This window comes from Rhodopirellula halodulae, from assembly GCF_020966775.1.
Lineage (GTDB): Bacteria > Planctomycetota > Planctomycetia > Pirellulales > Pirellulaceae > Rhodopirellula > Rhodopirellula halodulae.
On the sequence record NZ_JAJKFV010000011.1, the window covers coordinates 38385 to 59966 of the forward strand.

Below are 21582 nucleotides of genomic sequence, written 5' to 3' on the forward strand. Positions count from 1 at the left end.
TTGCCTAGTCTTGCTGATAACGCTGGGCCACAACACGGAACTCGAAACCATTGGCGGTGGCAATGCTGACGAACACGGTCTTCTCGATCTCCTCCACGGAATCGTGCCCCGCGTCCCGAGCGAATTCAAGTTCAAGCTTTGCCAATTCTGCTTCCAGGGCAGGCGGAATGAATTTCAAAACGAATCGACCGTTGGTTGAGATTCCCGCCTGGTTCAGCAATCGATGTTCAAACTCTTTCAGTGGGCTGGCGTGGGTCCACATGAAATACAACCGCCCCTCCTGACTCGGATCTGACAACCGTCGAGCACGGACGGATGAGGCAAAGCCTTTCGCGAGATCCATTCCGTGCTGGTCTCCACCGATCACTCCGAGTTCGATTTCAAAGTGGCCCAACTGACGAGCGTATTCACCCAAGTCCTTCGCCTGCCAATCGATTTGCCAACGTTCGTGACGAGGCACGCTCGCTTCTGTCTCACCGCTCAACAGATCGGGCCCAGCGGAGCCAACAGGTGCCCGACCTTCCAATCCGCTCGCCCCAACCTTCGGGTCGAGCGAATTCGGGTCGAGCGATTCCGTCAGTCCGGGAAGCCGAGCCACGGCAACGACCGAGTCCAGAGCTGTTTGCAGGTCCAGCGGTTTCAGCGCGTCGACCTCTTCCTGAGACGGGGTGTCGAAGGGCTGGTCGATACGAATTCCGCTCGTCGCTCGAACCATTCGCACTTTCGCGACCGGCTCGGATTGCCGCTGAACCTCATCCGGCAGCAGGCACCAAAGAAGGAACAAGACACCCACCAAAGCCGATAACATCAACGTCAGCGTCAAGAAAAGCGACGACACCGCGTCGAACCAACTGGTCCGCATCGAGCCCAAACTTCGCGTTTTCGACACGTGGTTTTGTCTTGCTGGCATTTGTGAGCTCCGGTGACCCTGGCGATGAATGAAGCCCGATTCTAGTGGTTTCGTTGTGACAACGCGGAAGTTTCCCTGGCCGTCGAGGTGCGCCTTGCGATGCGTAACCCAGCTAAACAGGGTGGAAAATGGCGTCCCAGACCGAGATTTAGATTCGATGAATCCACCAGATTTTCGGGCAGCGGACGAACAAGCTCGGTTGACTCGGTGTAGCAAGAAATGAGAATACGAGGACCTGCCGACCGTATTTTTCTCGATGGAAAACGTCGCGGACGCACGTTTCCGCCAACACCTTCGACCGCTTGAAGGCCAACCTTGTCCCAGCTCAGGCTACCAACGACCTGCGTTTTGCTGGCGTCATTGCTGATCAGCAATGTCGCGGGCTGGCTGCACGTCGGTTGCTGCTCGAGCGTATCCAACGTTGCCCCAAGTGTTCAAAACGTCGCGGTAGCATCCGCCGTCGCCTCACATTCGTGCTGCTGTCACGATCATTGCCATCTGGCAACACCTGCTCGACAGACGGCCCAAGATCAAACGTCGCACGAAGGCGTTCCGGGCAACGAGCATGACTCCGACACGTGCAGCATCTGCCAGCACTTTTCTTTGTCGCGACATGCGACGGCTCTGCTAAGCGGTCCGGTCTGCATCACGATCGTCCCGACGCCTCAAAGTGTGATTCCGGTCTCGGATCACATCTCACAATCCATCCAGCGCGGTGGACTTTCTGTGCGTGGGCCACCGAATGCTTCTATGCATTCGTTTTCCCGAAGTCAGCCAACGGTTTAAAGACCGAGAGCGTTCGTGCACCTCGCATGAGCACTCCCGTGCCTAACCTTAGACGCGGATCTGTGATCTTTCGTCTGTTCGATCCCCCGAACAATTTCGAAGATGTGTCGCGGCTAGCTGCCCGACACTCAGATCGCTGAAGCGATCATCACGCTGACTTCGCAACCCGGTCCATGTGTTTTGAAGGTTTCGCGTGATGGCAAGCGTTCCCGCTGCCGCCCCGAAGCAAAGCTGGTTGTCGAAAGTCATGACAACCGACTTTTGCCCTTGGGCGAATCGTTTTGTTTATTGGTTGAAAGAGCCCGTTGGCTGGTTCGCGTTGGCGACCTTGGTCAGCGTGCTCATCGGGATGTACTTCAGCCCCATCGGATGGTCGCTCGCGGCTTCGCTGACCGCCATCATCGTGGCGGGGATGGCGTGGCCGTGGATCGCGGTGAACGCCACTCGTTGCGCACTGCGACCAGAAGTCCCCACGGTTCACGAGGGCACGTCGTGCCGAATGGTGTTGGCCGTTAAAAACCGATTGCCGCTGCCCGTCATGGGATTAGCGATCGAAGGTTACTTGGATTGCCACGCCAGCGAAGACAACACACCGACCGTCGGATTAATGCGTGTGCCACCGCTTTGCACCGCAGAGTACGGTGTCGATGTCACGCCACAACTTCGCGGTCACTACCCGGTCACGCAACCGAAGGTTGCCTGCTCGTTTCCCTTTGGAATCTGGACCGCTCGTCGCGATTTGGCGGAATCAACCCCCATCACCGTTTGGCCAAAGGTCTATCCCATCCAAGGCCAACTGCCCATCGTTGGGAAGTGTTTCGCTGCTCAGGCCGAGGGCGATCGAGGCGGCCGGACAGGCGATTTCCTGGGGGCCCGAGTTTTCCGCCGCGGCGATTCAGCGAAACAGGTGAACTGGGTCGCATCGGAACGCAGCCAATCACTGATCGTCAACGAACGTGGCGAAGCTCAAACGCCGCAGATCGCGGTGTTGGTCGACACTCGCTGCCTTGCCGGACGAAATGCCTTGGCACGACAACTTCGCGTGGCCGCCAGTCTGCTGCACTCGTTCCATCACTCCCAAATCAATGCCCAAGTATGGCTGGGTCGGCAAGAACTGACCTATGGACTGCACGCCGCCGGTCGTCGCAAGATGCTGGATGCTTTGGCCGACATTCCGGTCGATGGCAACCAAGACCACTGCGAACTCAACGGCATCCCCCGCATCGAAATTCGCGGCACGGCCGATGGCGTCATCCATCTCCATTTCCATCAAGCCGCCACGGGCCGCGTCCAGCGAGAACGTTGTCACGAAATCGCAATCCCCGCGGGTGCTGACCTGGAACATGCGATATTGACGGTTTGGAAGGAGGTGCTGCATGTCAAAGTCGCCGCCTGAGCAAAACCTTTGGTTCGATCGCAAAACGTCCGAGGCCGTGACCCTCGCGGTCATCTCCCTGTTCGCCGTGGGATGTTTGCGTCGTCCCGTTGAGCCACCTGCACTGTTCTTCACGGAACTGTTCTTGATCGCGGGCGTCTTTGTGGCCTGCTACGTGGTCACGCGATCGCCAAAGTTCAGCTACCGCATCGAATGGCTCGCGTTGATCCCGCTCACACCGGTGGTCATGGCTTTCCTGGCCAGAGCCCTCGGCTCACCGATCGCCTACGAGATGTCCATGTTGACGACGTTGGGTACCGCATCGTTGGCCTTGGCCATCGGAACCCAACATCGCCCCAAAGCGAAGCAAGAGAAAAGCTCGGAAGATACCATTCTCGAACTGGAAACACCTGACAACACCTCGCGGCTGCGTCCGATGTCCCTGGTGGCGTCCGGGTTTCTCACGTTGTTCACAGTTTCGATTTCTGACAATCAATCAGCGGTTCTCATCGCGATCGTTTGGATGAGCGTTTGCGTGTGGCACCTGGTTGCAAATCACTGGGAACGTTTCGAACAATGCGCCGTCACGCGAGTCCAACGCAACACCGGGCTGCGTCCCATGACGGTGATCCTCGCCGTGGTGCTGTGCCTCGTCAGTGGATTGGTTGCTCGCGATCGTCTGGGAGACACCACCAAACTCGCCTTTGGCATCATGCCAACCAGCGGAGGTTCCAAATGGTCGGACCCCGCAGCGCGAAGCGGGATCGGGACGGGCGACAAAGCCATCGCCGCGAAAGATCATGCGGAATCGTTTGGTGCTGTCGAATCGGAGCTGTTCCTCGAGTCCACCGAATCGACGCTGTTCGACATGTTCAGCGACACGATTGGCGAACCCAAACGCGTCAAAAAGTTTGAACGACGCCAAGGTCTGACGCCCGAGAAGTTCTTGGAAGCTCACGAGAAAACGGCCAAGAGCGAAAAGGGTGGCGGTTCCTTCACCACCGACCGCATGCCGCCCAAGAAACACCTTCACCTCGAAGACACCCCAGAAAATGCTGTTCTGCAATGGACCGGACCGACGGGAATTCGGTTGGCGATGAATCGCTACGACACGTTTGACGGCGTTGAGTGGACCAATGAACTCAGCCATCAAAACGACAATCTGCTTCACCGCGAAATCGAAGAAGAAAGCTGGTTCTGCGATCCCAACCTCCTTTCGCTGGTACCGAATTGGCTGCAGCGGCAACCTGCGGTTCACCAAGTCAAAATTCTCAAACTCAATTCACCAAAGATTCCGACGTCGATGCTGACGATTGGCGTGAGCATCAAAGACGTCAACCGCCCCGATTTCTTCGGCATTGCCGAGGATGATACCTACGTCATGCCGGGACGTGACAAGGTGCCGCCACTGACGGTCATCAACACAACTTCGATGAAGCTTGCCGAAGACGATTTGTTGGAACATCTCCAAGACATTGAGGCGACGACGAAACCACTGTCCAACGCGCAAACCCAAACACAACTAGCGGAACTCACCCGCCAATGGACGGCTGGAGTGGAAGGCCCCTACGCCAAGCTCAACAGCGTGGTCGATCATCTTCGAGACGAATTTGAGTTCGATCGCGAAGCGACCGCACAAACAGGCCAACCGCTTCACGAATTTCTGCAAACCCGATCCGGAGGCGACCACTTGTTCGCCACCACCGCGGCCTTGATGGCTCGCGAGCTCGGACTGCATTCACGATTGGCCACCGGTTTCTATGTTCGACCCTCCGCGTTTGATATCTCCGCCGGACACACCAATGTCTTGCCGACCGACGTCCATGTTTGGACGGAGATCCAAATGAACGACGGACGCTGGTTCCCCATCGAGCCCACTCCGGGATATCGCCAACCGGCTTACCAACCTTCGTTGTGGCTTCGTTCCAAACGTTTCCTTGCCGCCTACTGGCCGCACTTGAGCCTCATTTCTCTGCTTGCCTGCTTCGCCTACCTGACACGGGTGAGATGGATCGACTTGACCCTTCGCGTGCTTTATCCCATCGGATCGCTGCTACTACCGCGACATCGCGTGGGACTGGCCATGCGTGTTGTGCAAATGCGAGCCAAACTTGCTGGCTGCCCTCGAACAACCGGGATGCCCCAACGCGACTGGTTGCTCGGACTGACAGCTCAACAAGATCAAGCGTCTCACGCCGCCAAACGATTTTGTGACTACGCCGACCGCATGACGTTCGCTCCTCCCTCTTCATTAAATGCTCCCGCCAATATCCCGAACGAATTTGTCATGAACCTGAATCTCCGGACTCTTCGCCGCATCGCCACGGAGTCCCACGCATGAGCGCTTTGATGAACGATACGGAGTTGGACGCAACCGTCGAAAAGCTGAGCCAACTTCGCGACCATCTCAATGGGATCCTGCTGGGAAAAAATGAGGCCGTTGAACTGGTGATTGCTTGTCTGCTCTCGCAAGGCCACCTGTTGCTGAACGACCTTCCAGGAACGGGCAAAACGACTTTGGCCAAAGCCATCGCGTCGTGCATCGGAGGCAAGTTGGCTCGGATGCAATGCACGCCCGACTTGTTGCCATCGGACGTGACGGGCTTCAACCTGTTCAATCAAAAGACTCGCGAATTTGAGTTTCATCCTGGCCCGGTTTTCTCCGATGTATTGCTCGCTGATGAATTGAACCGAACCACGCCGCGAACGCAGAGCGCTTTGTTGGAAGCGATGGCGGAACGACAAGTCACCATCGACGCGATCCCGCATGATTTGTCCGAAACTTTCTTTGTCATCGCCACCCAAAACCCGATCGATTCGCACGGCGCGTATCCTTTGCCGGAAGCTCAACTGGACCGGTTCACGATTCAGTTGAAGATCGGCTACCCCGACCGATCGTCGCAACTGGACATTTTGGAAGCCGCCACGCGACCGCCCGGTGAGCGAGCCCAAGTGTCGTGCGTGCTTTCACGAGAAGAACTGAGCGGATTGCAAGCGAAGGTTCAAAGCATCACCGTCCACCCTCGTGTCCGGGAATACTTGGTGGATTTGGTCGAAGCCACTCGCAACGAACCCACCATCGAACTGGGCGTCAGCCCACGAGGCATGTTGCTTTGGCAACGCATCGCTCAAGCATGGGCGTTGCTGCAAGGCCGCGATTTCGTCACGCCGAGCGACATCACCCATGTTGCTCGGCCGGTGCTTTCCGTTCGCCTGCTGGCGACCACGGAAGACGTGCAGCAAGTGATCGATCGAATTCTCGAGTCGGTCCCCGCACCGGAGTACAAGTGATGAATCGAACGCGAAGACTTCCACTCGGTGCCATGAAGCGAACACTTCCAGCTTTCGCCATGGTCCTGATCACGCTGATGGTTGGTTGCGGCGAGACGAAAGACTCGCCGAAAGCGTCTCACTTCGAACATGATCACATCATCGCGGAACATTGGCCGGAGGACTTGCCCGACGTTGCCGCCAAGTTGCGAAGCCGCTTGGAAAGCGATTCGATCAACGAACAAACGCATGCCGAAATTTTGGACTTGGTGACCTGGACTCCTGAGATTGCCGCCGACACCAACCTCACCGAACAGGACTGGATCCCGCTTCACGAAGCGACCGAGTCCACGCTCGCCAACCTGCGTGCGTCGCAGTCGACCAACCTGACCGAGTCGGACAAGAACCAGATTCTCGCTCTGTGCTTCCTGATCGACGAGACCGCGAATTTGATCCCCGAACAACTGCCCACTTTTTCTAGCAACGATCCATGAACCAATCCGCTCTCTCCATGATCGTCGGCGGGATCATTCGTGTGGTGCAAGGCTTCGCGCAGGCCTCGCCGACGTTGCTGGTCGGTTTGCTGATCGCCGCCATCTTGCGTTACTACCTGCGTCCGGATGGAACCCGGCGATTGTTTGGCGGTGACAACTGGCGCTCGCTGCCGCAATCTTGGTTGGTCGGCATGTTGCTGCCGGTTTGCTCGATCGGTGTGTTGCCAATCCTGCTGGAGATGCGACGAGCCAAAGTCAAACCAGGTGCCATGTCAGCGTTCGCGCTTTCGGCACCTCTCTTCAACCCTTTGTCGCTGCTGTATGGCCTCACACTCAGTCGGCCGTTGGTGATCATCCTGTTCGCGATTGGTTCACTGATCGTGGTGACATCGCTGGGTTTGATTTGGGACGCGTTCACCAAACGGGAAGAAAAAGAGACCGATGCAGCCAACTCTGAAACGGACGACGAAGCTTCCGCGGACCAACTGATCGGACTGCGACGTTTGTTCGCCACCGTCGTCCACTTTTCGCGCGAGGCCACCGGGCAAACGTTGGTGTTGACGATCCTGGCTCTTTCGGGATTGGCAGTTCTTGCCGCAATCCTGCCCTATGGCTCGATGCAACACTCGGTCGAACGAGACGATCTGTGGGCTCCTTTGAAAATGTTGCTGGTCGCCGTGCCGGTGTATGCGACGCCGATGCTGGCGATGAGTCAAATGGGAATGATGTTCCAACACGCGAATTCGCCGGGGGCATCGTTCACGCTGTTGATTTTGGGGACCGGCATGAATTTCGCGACCCCATATTGGTTTGGTCGCAACTACGGATGGAAGGCGGCCGCACGCTGGATGCTGGCCTTGCTCGCAATCGTGATTGCGATTTCCTATGCCATCAATCGACCGCTGATTCCGCCGGGCGTCGAACCGGCCGGACACACCCATGCCTTCGACGTTTACACGAATCCGCTGTCGGCTTTCCAAGCCGTCAACTGGGCGACGTTCCAAGAGTTGGTATCCAAGAGCATTGACATCAGCACGACGGCCTCGTTGATCGTTTTGGGTGTCGTGATCTTAATGGGGCTTATTTTTCGTCAGTTCGGAATCGACGAAGCCTGGCTCATCAAGGGTGCCAGCCAGAAATCATTCTCCTCTTCCATCGAACAGGGCAACGCATCAAGAAGCTCGTTGGACTTGATCGTGCCGTCGGGTGTGATTGGTGCGACCATGTTGGCCGGTTTGGTGGCCATGAGCATTGTTGCCTGCTTCGCCTATTACCCTCCCGCCGAAGAATGCTTGGACGAGATCAGCGTGGCGCGAGCCGAATGCCTTTCCGCCGCCAACAGCGGACAAGTCGACCACGCCATGTTCTGGTTGCCGGTTTGGGAAGACTGGAGCCGTCGTTTGGAAGTTGGCACGATGCTTCGAACCGGAACGCTGCGTCCGTACCAACGCATGCAGGGTTATCTGATTCGCAAAAAGCTTGAGACGCTGGAACACGAATTGGAACACGACCCATTTGAACAGGATGAAACGCAAAAGGTCGTTCGAGACCTGCTGGCAACCAATTCCCGATGGGTCCGATCATTCCGTGAGTGATCGGCGAACAGCTTTGCTCCAAGCGAAGTCCACCGGGCTATCGCGAGCCCAGCAACGTCGCGTCGTTCACTTCGCCAAGCGGTTTAGCAATTCAACAATCTGATCGTGCATTTCTTCGTCGGCGGTGATGACGATCGATTGGGTGTGGGGATACGGTGCCATGGTTGCCTTCCCTCCAAGTGCTTCCCACCGGTCAGGCGTGATCTTGATCTGCATGAGCTCCATCAGCAGATTCGGCCTCCACTCTTGCTTTCCGTTCCAAACCGGTAGATGCGAAGTGGGATAGACCCGAAGGATCATCGGCCTCGCCGGCTCTTCCACCTCCGCCGAGACTCGCGGTCCGGTCGCGGCGACGCTCGCAACGACCAACAAAGCCAACAGGGCCACAGCAACTTTCTGACGCATCGTTCACTCCATTCCGATTGAAGAAATCTATCCCATTGGTGTCAAACCACTCCACTAACCTAGCGTGAAGGGGTTCGCTCCCGAATAGCAGTTGGGTGGGATGCAACGCGGCGCGTTGGTTCAGCCGCTCTATTCTTCATTGCGAGATTGGCGACTGATTGCAGGACTTGTAGCAAATGCCCCCATTCGGAGCGGAAAAACCGAAGGGTTTGGCAGCAACACCTACGAATCCCTCTGGTGGGCCGACTACAATGGACCCGCGTTTGCAACGGAAATTCGCTCGAGGTCTCAACGTAATGCCGATTCAAGCCCGAAATTCCCGAGGCTTTACACTGGTCGAATTGCTGGTGGTGATTGCCATCATCGGTGTGCTGATCGCCATGCTGCTTCCCGCGGTCCAATCCGCCCGTGAAGCCGCTCGATCGACCGATTGCAAGAACCGCATGCGTCAATTGGCGTTGGCGGCGCAGATGCATCACGATGCACTTCGCTATTTTCCTCCGGCTCGTTATGAGTCGCGACCGGACGCGGCACCGTCTGAGCAATGCGGATTGGAAACGCCCACTTGGCTCGCCCGAGTCATGCCCTACATCGAACAAGCGGCGTTGGGTGAGAAATGGGACCTTTCCAAACCATGGCACGAACATCCCGAATCCGTTCGCAACACGGTTCCGGATTTGTTCCTTTGTCCGTCACGACGCAGCGGAACCCAACCCGTTGGCGTGCGCAGTCTGCGGACCACGGTGGATGGCGGAGGCGGACGATTGCCATGCGGATGCCCCATGCCTCCTCGTCCAACGGATGTGGCCTTGGATGTTTCCGGTGCGCTCTCGGACTACGCTGGTAACCACGGTGACTTGACTCCCGGATCCACCGGTGCCCCCACCGACTTTTACTACGGCGGCAACGGGACCGGTGTGATCATCAGTGTTCGTCCACAGTGCAATCGAGATGGTGAAGCCGTCGCCCCCGCCGACCGAATCCGCATGGCATCGGTGTTCGATGGCACCTCCAGCACTTTCCTATTCGGCGAGAAATATGTGCCCACTGAAAAGCTGGGCCAGTTTCCTGAAGACACTCCGGCCTACGACGGTGACCACCTTCCCGCCTCCAGCCGATTGGCCGGACCGGGATTGCGATTGGCTCACGGCCCGACGGACATCCTGGCGGATATGTTCTCATTCGGCAGTTGGCATCCCGCCGGTGTGCATTTCGCTTTAGTGGATGGAAGCGTTCGCATGTTCGATGCGCACACCGACACGAAAGTGCTGGGATCACTGGCCAATCGTGGCGACGCTCGCGTGGTGGAGCTGGAGAACTGATGCGGCCGAGAATCGCACGAAGAGTCGCCCTCACACTCGCAACGTTGCTGTTGACAATGACCGGTTGCAGCAACGATTCGGAAACCGCCAACGGCATCGTGCAATTTACCGACGGAGAGCCCGTTCAATCAGGCAGCGTTGAATTCCGATCTCTGGACGACGGATCTCGATACGCCAGCAAAATCACCTCCCGCGGCACGTTCCGTTTAAGCGATGAGGATGGCAGGGTTCACTTGCCACCGGGCGACTACGAAGTCGTTGTGGTCCAGGTGGTCCTGACCGAAGACCTGGCGGCGGAGGCTCACGAACACGGACGCACCGTCCCACGCGGATACGCGGACTACTACACCAGTGGATTGACCGTGACACGTGAGGCCAATGACGAAACGCCCCTGGAAGTCGTTTTGGAACCGGACGGGCCCTGATCGGTCTCTCCGCGGCAATGTCTACCAAAGGCGGTCGGCCGCGGTCGGCGGTCGCATCATTCGATCCCGACGTCCGGGAGGCAATTCGCCCCGCCTCATCGCTGCTCGCAGCCGTCTTATGTACACGGATTCTTCATACGCACAGGAAGTCCATTTACACCTTTTATGCAATTACACTAGACTGGTGTCTTCGATGACCATTTGAATTGTTTGCTGTGGGTCGGCACAGCGATGCATCCGCTGTGGACGCCGTAATGTTTTCCACGACTGCCCCAACCAGTGACGACGGTGCCCCCACGTCGCACTCGCAGGATCCCCGAACCACAGAGCCCCCCAGCAACTTACCGTGGCAGGTGGACTCGTTGTGGGCGGAGTACCTTCGCATGCTGTTGGTCAGCTTGGCCGGTTGCTCGCTGGTGGCAACGCTGGTTCGAATTTCCGGCGATTCGCGGGTGATCTGGTTGGCGGCGGGATACGCCAGCGTCCTTGCCTACCTCTTCGCCGCAACTGGCCCATTGGTGCTTCGCGGAACCCTGCTCAGCCTCGGCGTGGTGCTTTCGGTCACCGCGTACCAGCAATCTCAGGGTGGCCTCCCCAACTCACCTCGTGAGTTCTTTTGCAATGCGAGTGTGCTGCTGGCCATCACGGCGTTTCTGGTGATGCATGAATGCCTTCGTTCGGTGACCGGCGTTTCCCGTCGGATCTCGCCGCGACAAATCGCATTGTTGGTGACGGCGGTTCTCCTGGTGGGCTACATGATTGTGTTGCCAACACTGGAATCCATCTGGGCCAGCACCCAGGCGAAACCCACCAACTACACACTCGAAGAACCGACGATGATGGAGCACCTGCGCATACGCAGTGCCAAGGCCGCGGTCTTCGGTGTCTTCGCGGCATTTGGAGCTTGCTTCGGCAGCTTTCTGAACGTGGTGGCGGACAGTGCCCCCAGAGGTCGTTCCGTCGCTTTTCGCGATTCGGCCTGTCCGCGATGTGGAAACAAGATTCGGCGAATCGACAACATCCCTCTGGTCAGCTATCTGAACTTGGGCGGCAAATGCCGCGATTGCCAATCCACCATTCCAATTCGCTATTTCTTGGTGGAACTCGCAACCACCGGGATCTTCGGATCGCTGTTTTTGTACGAACTGGTGACGGGCGCCGCCAACGTTCCCAGTTTTCTGCACTACAGCCACACCGGAATCTTGTGGATGATCCTTTACACCAAATGGCCGGTGATGGAGCTGTACCTGTTCCACTGCATGGTGTTTTGTTTTGTGCTGCTGGTCGCCTTGGTGGAAACCGACCGGCTTCGTTGTCCGGCGTGGCTAACCACCGGTATGTTCGTTTCAACGATTGCGGTGGCTCTGGCGGCACCTCATTCGGTGCCGGTGACACTGTTTGAGCAGATTCCGGTTGGCGCACCTGAACTTCCGGCCATTGTCACACGCTTGCTAACGGTGCTCGCGGGTGCCTCCGCCGGTTGGGCCCTGTCGTTGCTTGCACCTTTTGCAAAACTCCGAACCCATCAGGCGAGCACCTCAGTCGCGCTCGCCGCCATGCTGCTTGGGATCGCTCTTGGATGGCAAGCCACGCTCACGATCGGTGTGATCTGGCTCACATTGGCATTCGCGGCACGTACAGTCGGCGGCCGACGTTTGCGACCGCGGTGGCTGACACCGTCGATGCTCATGCTGTCTGCAGCGATGCTGCATCACCCCGCCTGGAAATGGCTGGCCAACCTATGGTGAACCACACCCAGGGGCAGCGTTCCTGAAAAATCGCCGACGCTCATTTGCTGAGAGACTTGAAAGCCGCAATTCGCGGCTTCAAGCGGATTCAAACTCATTCACGACAATCGTTGCAGTGGCCGCGCAACAGAATTTCGGTGACCTCACCAAACTGCTCGCTGGCACGACGACTCCCCGCTGTCAACTTCACATCGTCGAGGCACGAAACGGTGCCGCAATCGATGCACAAAAAGTGAGGGTGTCCGCCACCGTGTTCGGCATCGGGGTCGATCGTTTCAAACCGCCAAACGTGATCGCCAACTTCTGTCCGACGCAGCAGTCCCGCATCGACCATGTCGTTCAAATTCCGGAAAACGGTCGCCTTGTCCACGCCCAGTGACGACAAATCGTCCGCAACCAACGCGTGCGTGAGAGGTGACTTGGAACGGCGGAGCAATTGCAAAGTGGCTATTCGCGCCGGCGTGGCTCGAAGCCCCGCGCCGCGAATCGCTTGCTTGACCAATTCAAGCGATTCGTCCTCAGTCATCGTGAATTCCTAGCGTCGTGGAATGGAAAGAACACAAAATCTTACACCTGTGCAAACCCTGTGCAAGTGAAATCTACTCTCCTGCCGCGAGCATTTGACACCCTGAAAATGCACACTGGAGCCGTTTCATCGCCCACGAAGCAGGAAATCGCAGAAGTTTTTCGGACAGATCTTCCCAACCGCCCAATACATGCATATCTTATGCAACTAAGATCAAGTTTCCATACCAGTTCGTACGAGAAGACAGATGTTCCGTAGCGTCGCTTTGCTGATCGTGGTTCTTGCCAGCCCATCGACATTGACTGCCGCGGAAACCGAAAAATTGTCCGTGGTGGCGGCCACCCCCAATGCTGCGGCAATGCTACCACCACTGCCTCAGGGTTCGCGAATGGTGGTGTTGCTTGAAAACGATGGCGATTCGATCGAAACAATCAATCGCCGTGCCTTGTTAATGAAGGACGCGACTCACTTTGTCTATTTGCCCGGCGACGAATCGATCCTCATCACGATGTACCGCGAACGACTCCAGTCTCGGGGTGCGGTTCCCGTCGCATTGCCCCAACCCGTCCAACAACGACACGCCAGCGTTTCCTACACTGCCTTCCTGACGTTTGATTCCATGCTGGCATCGCTTCCGATCCAACGTTGATTGAACTTCCCTCAAACGCAATCTCATCCGACTCGTCCACCTGACGCCATCCCCATGATCGAGCTGACCACCCTGAATCCGGAACCCGCTGTCGAATCGACCACCTCCAAAACAATCTGGCGAGATTGGGTTGGGATCGTCGCTTCCGTTGGCTGTGCTATCCACTGCGCCGCCATGCCGTTTGTCATCGCTTACTTGCCGATGCTGGGCCTGAGTTTCCTGGCGGACGAATCCTTTCACCAATGGATGGCGCTCGCCTGTTTTCTGATCGCGATGGCGGCGTTCGTCCCGGGATTCCGAACTCACAAACGCTTGCTGCCTGGGGCGATCGCGGTTGTAGGCTTGGTGCTGATCACCGGGGCCGCCTTCGGCATGGCCGGCGATTGCTGTGCCGCCTGCGAAACCAACGGCGATCTGGCCGCGACGGATTCCACCGCGGTTTGCACCGACGCATGCTGTGAACACTGTGCCGCTGAAGCGGCTGTGGTTCCGCCCTCCGACTTGACCGAGTTGACTGTCAGTGAAACGCAGATGTCATCGTTTGTTCCTTTGGAAAGCTTTGGCCCCTGGATCACGCCGATCGGTGGCCTGCTGCTGGTCTCGGCCCACCTGCTCAACCGTCGTTATGGCTGCTTGTGTGGATGCTGCGAAACCAAGCAACCAGAGAGCGCTGCCTAGCGTCAGCGATCAACGGGCGGTGGACAGAGTTTCGGGGCGTCCGTCTTTTATCCCGAGGCGGCCCTTGGTTTCCGACCGAATCATCCGCAACCGAGCGAAATCCAGCGAGATCGCACGATGACCGATCAAGCACTGGCCCAAGCGTTGTTCAGTCAACAATGCTGGTGTTGGGGACAAGACGTCCTTCGTTCAAATGGCAATTGGCTGACTCACGTCGGTTTCGAAAAAGCCGCTCCGCCACAAGATCGATCCAGATGCTCCAGCGTTTACACGCTCGAGCTTTCTTCCACCTGCCGAATTGTGCTTCGTGGATTTGGCGTCTTCATCGGTGAAGATTCCATCGGTGGTTTGTTTCTCGAACGCTTCGAGTTCGTTGCCCAATGCACTTCGCTTGCCAAACTTGATTGCCCGCCGTGGTCCAACGAGGACTTGCCGGAATTTACAACTCCGCCTGAGGGCGCCCAAGATGAATTTGCAAGCCTGCTGATTCGTTTGGTGGATTGGATCGGTGACTATGAAACGGAATTGATCGGCGAGTTGGGCATGCAGTACCGCCGCGAAACGCTCGCGTCATGGGACAATGGCGAGCGGCAAGTCATCCCAGCCGGCCGGATGACTTCCGAGTGGCGAAGTCTTTCCCAATCGATCGCGACTGAACCGCAAAAGTGGTTTCAGGAAGCCACCGCAACGCGGTGATCTCTCAAGAGCGTCGCGTCTTGAGCTTCCAACCATTCTTGAATTGCATTTGCTCTGCGCCGACCGTTCAGTCGACGTTGATCAGTTCAACGATGAAATGCAGATGAGCATGCGGCGGAATGGAGCCGGGCGACCCACGTTCGCCATACCCTAAATGCGACGGCACCCATAGTTCGATCATGCCGCCTTCCCCGACCAACTGCATGCCTTCCGTCCAACCGGCAATCACGTTCCCAAGCGGAAACGTGGTGGGCTCACCTCGCTCATACGAGCTGTCAAAAACCTTGCCGTTGTTCAACCAACCTCGGTAGTTGACGGTGACCGTGTCCGAAGCCGTCGGTTTCTTTCCGCCGGAAGCTCGAAGCACGCGATAGTTCAAGCCGGATGCCGTTTCAGAAAACTCCGGCGGCGTTGGCGAATCCATCGCTCCCGTGCCTTCTTGCAGTTCGGGTTTGTCGTGGAAGAAGATTGCTGTCTTCACAACCGGCTCCGCCGCGGGCGTTGCCGTGTCTGCGGTCGTCACCTCCGTCGCAATGGAAGAATCAGCCAAAGGAGTCGAGCGGCATCCCATGCAACACAGAGCAGTCAACAGGCACCACGACGCCCAGAATTTCAGTTCCACTTTCACGCTCCTACCGCAACAAGCCTTCTCAAACGATCCTTCATCAGCCCGGAATGAAAGGCAAAAGCGTCCGGTCGCCCGCACACAACCTCCGGTCGTGCCGACACTAGCCAATTCCCATCATCCCCCGATAGCCCGATCCTTCGCACCCATCGCCAGCTCGCCATCGTCGTGGAGCCACGGATGCCCCCTCGAAACTGGCGCTGCCTTGCGATTCGGACTTCCAGTATTCTGCTCGCAACCAGCGTCGTGCTCTATCGAATGCCCCCCTGAAAACCTGAGCCCTGCATCGTGTTTTTTAAACCGAAGGCGAACTTGTCGGATTCCGCGAAATCGCGGATTGAATTCTGCCTGCAACAAATCGCGGAATGCCTGGGCTTTGAACGATTCACACTGCCGGTGCTGAGCCGAAAGGCATTGTTTTCGGCATACGATTCCGAGCGAGATTCGCGGCAGTTCGTTGCATACTTGGGCAGACACCTGAAACATGACGTCCAAGGGATCCAAGTGCGTGTTGGCCTGCCCCAGGCACCAAGTTTGGGCGGCGGATGCTGCGGTGGCGGCTCTTGCAGCGGCCCCGGCGAGCTACCTGGCCGGTACGACGCGACCAACCGATCGATCACCTTGGATCAGCAGATCGATATCGATCCGGCAATGGGTCTCGCCACGCTGATCAACGGCGTCGTCTGCGATCTTCTTTCGCAAAACAACTTTGCGGGAGCACACTTGCCCGAACAAGTCGAACTGGCCGTCATTGGGACGGGGCTGGGAATGATCCGCAATGGCATCAGTCTCGTCGCCAAACATCCGACGTCGTGGGATTCAACGCAGTGGGAACTCAGCCCGCGGCCATTCTTGGATAGCCCCTCGCTCGCCTACACCAATGCGATCGCCGCGTGGGCTCGTGATGAGCATTCGCCTAGCTGGGCAGCGGAACTTCCCAGCGATCTGAAACGCCCGATGCAAAAGTCGCTGAAGTTCCTGGTGAAGACCAACGACTCCTTCTTTCAACCGAAGTCGAAGCAACCCGTGCTATCGCAGTCGCAGACCGAATGGTGGCAATTGGCCGCCAGTCCGACCACGTCCAACCAAGTGATCGCCATTCGGCATTTGCAATCCTTCGGTGCGTTGGATGACGAACAAGAATCATTGCTGCTGGACAAACTACGGTCGACATCCACCGCGATCACACTCCATGCGATTGCCGCTGTGGAACGAATGGCGGTGCAGCACCCTGCGATCGCCAACGAAGTGATCGTGAATGAACTCAGCGCATTGACGGATCATCGCAATGATGAAGTCCGTGCAAAAAGCATGTGCGTGCTTGCACGGCTCGGTGCGTTGGACGACGCGACCGTCGAAACCGCAGCGATCATGTTGGAAGCACATCCAAAGCACGTTGTGTTTGCGGGCTTGCTTGCGTTGTCCACACGCGACTCAGTCCCCGAGGAAGCATTGTTGGCGGTGGACCGATGCTTTGTTCGACTGTTGCGAGCATGCGACTACGACTTTGTCGAATTGATTGTCGCCGCTTACCGTCGTTGGCTGAATGATCCTCAACCGCACCTGGAAGAGTTGTTCCAAAACAGCCCCGAGCTTCTTCCGATTGCGTTGGAAACGCTGCAAAACGTCCCCCAGCAACTCGTTCCGCTTCGCCGCAGCGCCTAAACCGGCGGCTTTCACAAACCCCAGCAACCACAGCGCTCAAACGCCCAAACTAACCGTGAGCATTTGCACCACTAGTTGCACCTGATGCAATACAAGACAGCAAAAACAGTCCATTTGAGTCCAATTCTGACCAAACCAACGGTGATGCTGAAAACGGTGCAGACAAACAAAAACCCCGCAAAACACTAGGCTTCACGGGGTTTTCGGGAGTGGGCGATACAGAACTCGAATCTGTGACCTCCACGATGTCAACGTGGCGCTCTAACCAACTGAGCTAATCGCCCGATTACGTGTTTCTCGGGGGTTGATTCCGAGTGGTTGGCCGCGGTTTTTCGCGGGACTTTGGTAGCAGATCGGCAGCTGAAGCGGTGGGCTGCAGAAGCTCTGTTGCCAAAGCGGTCGCACAGTTTGCGATGACCCTGACGGTTCGTCAAGCCACCCCGAATCGACTTTTTGAAGCACCTCGACCGCAGTCTCATTCGTGGCTGGATCGATGAAAACGCAAAGTTTTCATCAATTCGCTGTTGACGGCTGCCAACCCACCCCTGGATACTTCGGGAAATTGGGGTTGACGCGGTTGGAACGGTTTTTGCGAATTCAATCTGGCCAAACGGTCTGACTATCCTATGGTTGGACAGCGGATCCTCGATTGGACGATCACGTCCCCCGCACCCTTGGGAACTCACGTTCCTCCAATTTCATTTCGATTTGCGCCGGAACGCCTCCCGGCCGGAGAAGATTGCTTTAGTGGCATTGGCACGAAGAAACGTACAACCGGAAAATCGCGATTCAACTCGCATCAACTCCCAAATTCGCATCTCGCCGGTGCGAGTCGTCAGCGAAGAGGGAGAACAGCTCGGAATCATCCCGACTGAACAAGCTCTCGAACGCGCCCGCGACGCGGGTCTGGACTTGGTCGAGGTCGCTCCCAATGAGCGGCCACCGGTTTGCCGCATCATGGATTACGGCAAGTTCAAGTACGACAAGAACAAAAAGAAAAACAGCGGATCGTCTCACACGAAGACCAAAGAAATCCGACTGCGTCCAAAGACCGGGGACGAAGACATTCGAACCAAGGTCCGCCAAGCTGAGAAGTTCTTGGAACACAAGGACAAGGTCCAGGTCAGCGTTTTGTTCCGGGGTCGCGAAATGGCCCACATCGAAGAAGGCCGCAAGGTCATGGAACAGGTCATTGAAATCCTGAGCGAAGTGGGCAAGGTGGAAACCAAGCCTCAGCAGCACGGACGTCGCATGATCTGCATGATCGCCCCGAAGTGAGTTGATTCACGACTCCGTTTCTTTCCGCACGCCGATTTGAATCGGCGATGCTTGCTGGTGTAGGCCCGCGGTTGTGCGCTCTCGGTGGAGGACCACCGAGCAACAGGTCTGCCGGGTTGCCGGGTCTCAGGCTTGCCGAGTTGCATTCACGGTGGAGCCAGTGGTTGGGCTGATGCTTGTCGTGGTTGGATCGGTGTGCGACCATCTGCGTCATGAACGATCACTACGAATTTGACGCCACCGGCGCGCTACTTAGCACCCATCTTCCCTTCCCGAGACGCCAGGGCAAGGTTCGCGACGTTTACGATCTGGGCGATCGTCTTCTCATCGTCAGCAGTGATCGCATCAGTGCGTTCGACTACATCTTGCCAACCGGGATTCCTGACAAGGGACGACTGCTGACCGCGATGAGCCGCTTTTGGTTTGAGCAGATGGATGCCGGGACCATCGGCCAAAACATCGCTCACCATCTGATCAGCACGGAGGTACCGACCGAAGTGTCGGCGCAGGTCGATCCAGAGCCTCTGCGAGGTCGCATCATGGTGACTCGCAAAGCATCCGTGGTTCCGTTTGAGTGTGTGGTGCGAGGTTATTTGGAAGGAAGCGGCTGGCGAGAATATCAATCCAATGGTGCCGTGTGTGGTGTGCAGCTTCCTGCGGGTTTGAAGCAGTGCGATCAACTTCCCGAGTCCATCTTCACTCCCGCGACCAAGGCGGAGGAAGGGCACGACGAAAACGTTTCGTTCGAAGTGATGAGCGGTGAACTGGGTCAGACGCAGGCGACCAAGTTGAAAGACATGAGCCTGACGATCTATCAAGATGCGTCGCGGTTGGCTGCCGAGCGTGGTCTGCTGATCGCCGATACCAAATTCGAATTCGGCGTGGTGGACGGTGAGTTGATTTTGATCGACGAAGTGTTGACGCCGGACAGCTCGCGTTTCTGGGCAGCGGACGAGTACGAGCCAGGCCACTCCCAGCGTTCGTTTGACAAGCAATTCGTTCGTGAATGGCTTCAAGCGTCCGACTGGGACCGCAACAGTCCACCGCCGCCATTACCCGAATCAATCGCTCGTCAAACCGCGGAACGTTACCGCGAAGGTTACGAACGGTTGACGGGTCAATCATTTGCTTGATCGTCCTCCGTGTTGATCTGCAAACGCTCTCGTCGATTGCCCGCTGCTTTTCCGCCACTCGCTCTTTGATCCTTTTTCCTTCGGTCACGTGACATGAATGCTCCCCCCGTCATCGAACGCATTGTCAATTTATTGGATCCCAACGGCGACATTCTGCTGGGGACATCACGCGAGGACGCGGAAGCGGCGATCCGAAGTGGTGATGCCGAAGCGGTGGGAAAAATCCGAGGTCAGTTTGCGATCTTGCAATCGGAAGGCAAGACCGTCCACATGGCTCGGTCCATTGGTCGTCCCATGCGATACTTCCTCGCGAAACGTGCGGCCGGTCCTTGTTTGATTGTTGCCGAACGCATCGACGAAATCTTTGAGCAACTTCGTACCGAGGGGTTGGAAGATCAATTCCATCCTTCGTACACGCGGATGGTTCCGGCTCATCATTTGATGAAACTGCAACTGACCGGATGCCCCGATCCCAATCCGACATTGCATCGGTTCTTTGACCCGAAGTCCAACACACTGCCGGCCAGCGTCGAAGCGATCGGAACTCGCTACATCGAAACGCTGGTTCGAGTTTGCTCCGATTGGCTGGACACGATTCCATCCGACGCCCCGATCGGCGTCATGTTTAGTGGCGGCATCGACAGCGGTGCGGTGCTGATTTCGATGATCCATGCACTGAAAGAACGCGGACAAACCCCTCAGCGTCTGAAAGCGTTTGTGTTGTCGGTGCAAGAGAACGCGGCTTCGACTGAAACCGATTTTGCTCAGGCGAGCGAGTTCCTGTCGGCGATTGGAATGCCGATGTTGTTGGAAGTGATCTCCGTTCCCAAAGAGCAAATCGATTGGCGTTCAGCGATCGAAGCCACCGAAGACTACAAGCCTTTGGATATCCAAAGCGCGACCATGGGACTTGCACTTTGTCGCGGGATTCGTCAGCGGTATCCCGATTGGAAGTACTTGGTCGATGGTGACGGCGGCGACGAGAATTTCAAGGATTATCCGATCGAGGAGAACCCGGAGCTGACCATTCGCAGCGTGCTGAATAACCAAATGCTGTACCAGGAAGGCTGGGGCGTGGACGCCGTCAAACACTCGCTGGTCTACAGCGGTGGACAGAGTCGTGGCCACGTGCGAACCAGTGCTCCCGCCAGGCAACTGGGCTTCCTTGGTTTCAGCCCGATGGCGCTCCCTGAACTGATCGAAGTCGCGGAGGGAACTCCGTTCATCGAAATGACCGACTGGAGCCACGAAAAACTGTATGACCTAAAGGGTCAGATCGTGGGGGCTGGTGTGGAAGCGGTCACCGGAATGAAGATGCCCATCAACCCGAAACGACGTTTTCAACATGGGGCGGGCGGCACGGATACCTTCGAAGCGTTGTTTCCAACGCACGAAATGGAATACCGTCAGTACTTCAGCGACGCGTTCTCAACCGGCAAATTGTCGGAACGCATCGCGTCGAAGTGAGGTGTCGAATCAGGAGCCAACGCAAACGCGGTTGACGACTTGTCGGCCGCCGGCGACGGGGCGGATGGCTTCTTGTGCCAATTGCTTGTGATAGAAGCTGCGAACGCGGCCGGTCAAACAAATCTCGTGGTCGCTCTCATCGACTCGAAGAAATCGCAACTCGGCAACGTTGCTTTCTGCGAGTGCTTTGATGACTTCGGTCGCTTGGTCGGTGGCATTCATTTGATCCACACGACCGGAAAAATCGGTGTGGACCGAAGCGGAGTGATCAGCGAGCGGTTCTGCGGTGAATGTTGGTTGCGTGGTGGATCGCATAAAGGTCCCAATTCCTTTCAGGTAGTCGTGATGGCCGGGACAGGTTTGCCCTGCTCAAACTCCGTCCCCTCTAATATTTCCGATGTTTGGGAATCGAGCCACGCCAATTTCGACATTTTTTTGGTGTTAGCGGGGCGGCACATGTCAAACCACGAAGACTAGGGCCAATAGGTCGCCACAGAACCTCATTTGGCGGAAACCCCGCAGTTTCACTGAAGTT

20 protein-coding genes and 1 tRNA gene are annotated in these 21582 nt (G+C 56.9%); 15 read left to right on the plus strand and 6 right to left on the minus strand.

The genetic code is table 11. From position 1 onward, the window contains the following. Positions 1 to 4: 4 nt before the first annotated feature. On the minus strand, positions 5 to 862 hold the full coding sequence (locus LOC70_RS08720) for a hypothetical protein (RefSeq protein ID WP_230253226.1): 858 nt from the start codon (positions 860 to 862) through the stop codon (positions 5 to 7). A 1030-nt stretch (positions 863 to 1892) separates the two neighbouring features. Between LOC70_RS08720 and LOC70_RS08725 the strand changes: the two genes are divergently transcribed. The 5 genes from LOC70_RS08725 to LOC70_RS08745 are packed head-to-tail and all read left to right on the plus strand — an operon-like array spanning position 1893 to position 8430. Further along, a complete protein-coding gene (locus tag LOC70_RS08725; RefSeq protein ID WP_230253227.1) occupies positions 1893 to 3092 on the plus strand; it encodes a DUF58 domain-containing protein in 1200 nt (399 codons plus the stop codon). After that, positions 3073 to 5412, plus strand: coding sequence for a transglutaminase-like domain-containing protein (locus LOC70_RS08730; protein ID WP_230253228.1), 2340 nt, complete (start codon positions 3073 to 3075; stop codon positions 5410 to 5412). The genes LOC70_RS08725 and LOC70_RS08730 overlap by 20 nt, the downstream gene beginning before the upstream one ends. Further along, positions 5409 to 6362 (plus strand): AAA family ATPase, encoded by a 954-nt coding sequence (locus LOC70_RS08735; protein WP_230253229.1) that lies wholly within the window; start codon positions 5409 to 5411, stop codon positions 6360 to 6362. The genes LOC70_RS08730 and LOC70_RS08735 overlap by 4 nt, the downstream gene beginning before the upstream one ends. A 32-nt stretch (positions 6363 to 6394) precedes the next feature. Beyond that, positions 6395 to 6835 carry a hypothetical protein gene (locus tag LOC70_RS08740; RefSeq protein ID WP_230253230.1) on the plus strand — a complete coding sequence of 147 codons (441 nt, stop codon included), beginning with the start codon at positions 6395 to 6397 and terminating at the stop codon, positions 6833 to 6835. Further along, positions 6832 to 8430, plus strand: a complete 1599-nt coding sequence (locus LOC70_RS08745) for a permease (protein WP_230253231.1) — start codon at positions 6832 to 6834, stop codon at positions 8428 to 8430. Before LOC70_RS08740 ends, LOC70_RS08745 begins: the two co-directional genes overlap by 4 nt. Before the next feature lie 66 nt (positions 8431 to 8496). Here LOC70_RS08745 and LOC70_RS08750 read toward each other — a convergent pair whose 3' ends face one another. Continuing rightward, the gene (locus LOC70_RS08750) at positions 8497 to 8835 is read right to left on the minus strand and encodes a hypothetical protein (RefSeq protein ID WP_230253232.1); all 339 of its coding nucleotides are present in this window, start codon (positions 8833 to 8835) and stop codon (positions 8497 to 8499) included. 296 nt (positions 8836 to 9131) lie between these two features. On the opposite strand from LOC70_RS08750, the gene LOC70_RS08755 reads away from it, so the two are divergent. The 3 genes from LOC70_RS08755 to LOC70_RS24460 all read left to right on the plus strand — a co-directional run bounded on the left by LOC70_RS08755 (position 9132) and on the right by LOC70_RS24460 (position 12330). After that, positions 9132 to 10157, plus strand: a complete 1026-nt coding sequence (locus LOC70_RS08755; RefSeq protein WP_230253233.1) for a DUF1559 domain-containing protein — start codon at positions 9132 to 9134, stop codon at positions 10155 to 10157. After that, positions 10157 to 10582 carry a carboxypeptidase-like regulatory domain-containing protein gene (locus LOC70_RS08760; protein WP_230253234.1) on the plus strand — a complete coding sequence of 142 codons (426 nt, stop codon included), beginning with the start codon at positions 10157 to 10159 and terminating at the stop codon, positions 10580 to 10582. Before LOC70_RS08755 ends, LOC70_RS08760 begins: the two co-directional genes overlap by 1 nt. A gap of 254 nt (positions 10583 to 10836) precedes the next feature. Next, complete coding sequence (locus LOC70_RS24460) at positions 10837 to 12330, plus strand: A24 family peptidase (protein WP_315857225.1); 1494 nt, start codon at positions 10837 to 10839, stop codon at positions 12328 to 12330. Between the two features lie 94 nt (positions 12331 to 12424). Here the strand turns inward: LOC70_RS24460 and LOC70_RS08770 are convergent, their stop codons facing one another. After that, positions 12425 to 12856: a Fur family transcriptional regulator gene (locus LOC70_RS08770; RefSeq protein WP_230253235.1), complete on the minus strand. Its 432-nt coding sequence runs from the start codon at positions 12854 to 12856 to the stop codon at positions 12425 to 12427. A gap of 247 nt (positions 12857 to 13103) precedes the next feature. On the opposite strand from LOC70_RS08770, the gene LOC70_RS08775 reads away from it, so the two are divergent. From LOC70_RS08775 to LOC70_RS08785, 3 genes are all read left to right on the plus strand, one after another. Then, positions 13104 to 13505, plus strand: a complete 402-nt coding sequence (locus tag LOC70_RS08775) for a hypothetical protein (RefSeq protein WP_230253236.1) — start codon at positions 13104 to 13106, stop codon at positions 13503 to 13505. Further along, entirely contained in the window at positions 13506 to 14183 is a 678-nt protein-coding gene (locus LOC70_RS08780; protein ID WP_230253237.1) for a MerC domain-containing protein, read from the plus strand. 117 nt (positions 14184 to 14300) lie between these two features. Then, complete coding sequence (locus tag LOC70_RS08785; protein ID WP_230253238.1) at positions 14301 to 14879, plus strand: hypothetical protein; 579 nt, start codon at positions 14301 to 14303, stop codon at positions 14877 to 14879. A 67-nt stretch (positions 14880 to 14946) separates the two neighbouring features. Here LOC70_RS08785 and LOC70_RS08790 read toward each other — a convergent pair whose 3' ends face one another. Further along, positions 14947 to 15501 carry an FKBP-type peptidyl-prolyl cis-trans isomerase gene (locus LOC70_RS08790; RefSeq protein ID WP_230253239.1) on the minus strand — a complete coding sequence of 185 codons (555 nt, stop codon included), beginning with the start codon at positions 15499 to 15501 and terminating at the stop codon, positions 14947 to 14949. A gap of 291 nt (positions 15502 to 15792) precedes the next feature. Between LOC70_RS08790 and LOC70_RS08795 the strand changes: the two genes are divergently transcribed. Next, positions 15793 to 17169: a hypothetical protein gene (locus LOC70_RS08795; protein ID WP_230253240.1), complete on the plus strand. Its 1377-nt coding sequence runs from the start codon at positions 15793 to 15795 to the stop codon at positions 17167 to 17169. 210 nt (positions 17170 to 17379) lie between these two features. Here the strand turns inward: LOC70_RS08795 and LOC70_RS08800 are convergent. Then, positions 17380 to 17453, minus strand: a tRNA-Val gene (locus LOC70_RS08800). 463 nt (positions 17454 to 17916) lie between these two features. Between LOC70_RS08800 and infC the strand changes: the two genes are divergently transcribed. The 3 genes from infC (at position 17917) to LOC70_RS08815 (ending at position 21047) form a co-directional block, all read left to right on the plus strand. Next, the gene (gene infC / locus LOC70_RS08805; protein ID WP_230253241.1) at positions 17917 to 18447 is read left to right on the plus strand and encodes a translation initiation factor IF-3; all 531 of its coding nucleotides are present in this window, start codon (positions 17917 to 17919) and stop codon (positions 18445 to 18447) included. A 212-nt stretch (positions 18448 to 18659) separates the two neighbouring features. Further along, positions 18660 to 19580, plus strand: coding sequence for a phosphoribosylaminoimidazolesuccinocarboxamide synthase (locus tag LOC70_RS08810; protein WP_230253242.1), 921 nt, complete (start codon positions 18660 to 18662; stop codon positions 19578 to 19580). Positions 19581 to 19673: 93 nt separating this feature from the next. Continuing rightward, positions 19674 to 21047 (plus strand): asparagine synthase-related protein, encoded by a 1374-nt coding sequence (locus tag LOC70_RS08815; protein ID WP_230253243.1) that lies wholly within the window; start codon positions 19674 to 19676, stop codon positions 21045 to 21047. A 9-nt stretch (positions 21048 to 21056) separates the two neighbouring features. On the opposite strand, the gene LOC70_RS08820 is transcribed toward LOC70_RS08815, so the two are convergent. After that, positions 21057 to 21362 (minus strand): BON domain-containing protein, encoded by a 306-nt coding sequence (locus LOC70_RS08820; RefSeq protein ID WP_230253244.1) that lies wholly within the window; start codon positions 21360 to 21362, stop codon positions 21057 to 21059. Between the last annotated feature and the right edge of the window lie 220 nt (positions 21363 to 21582).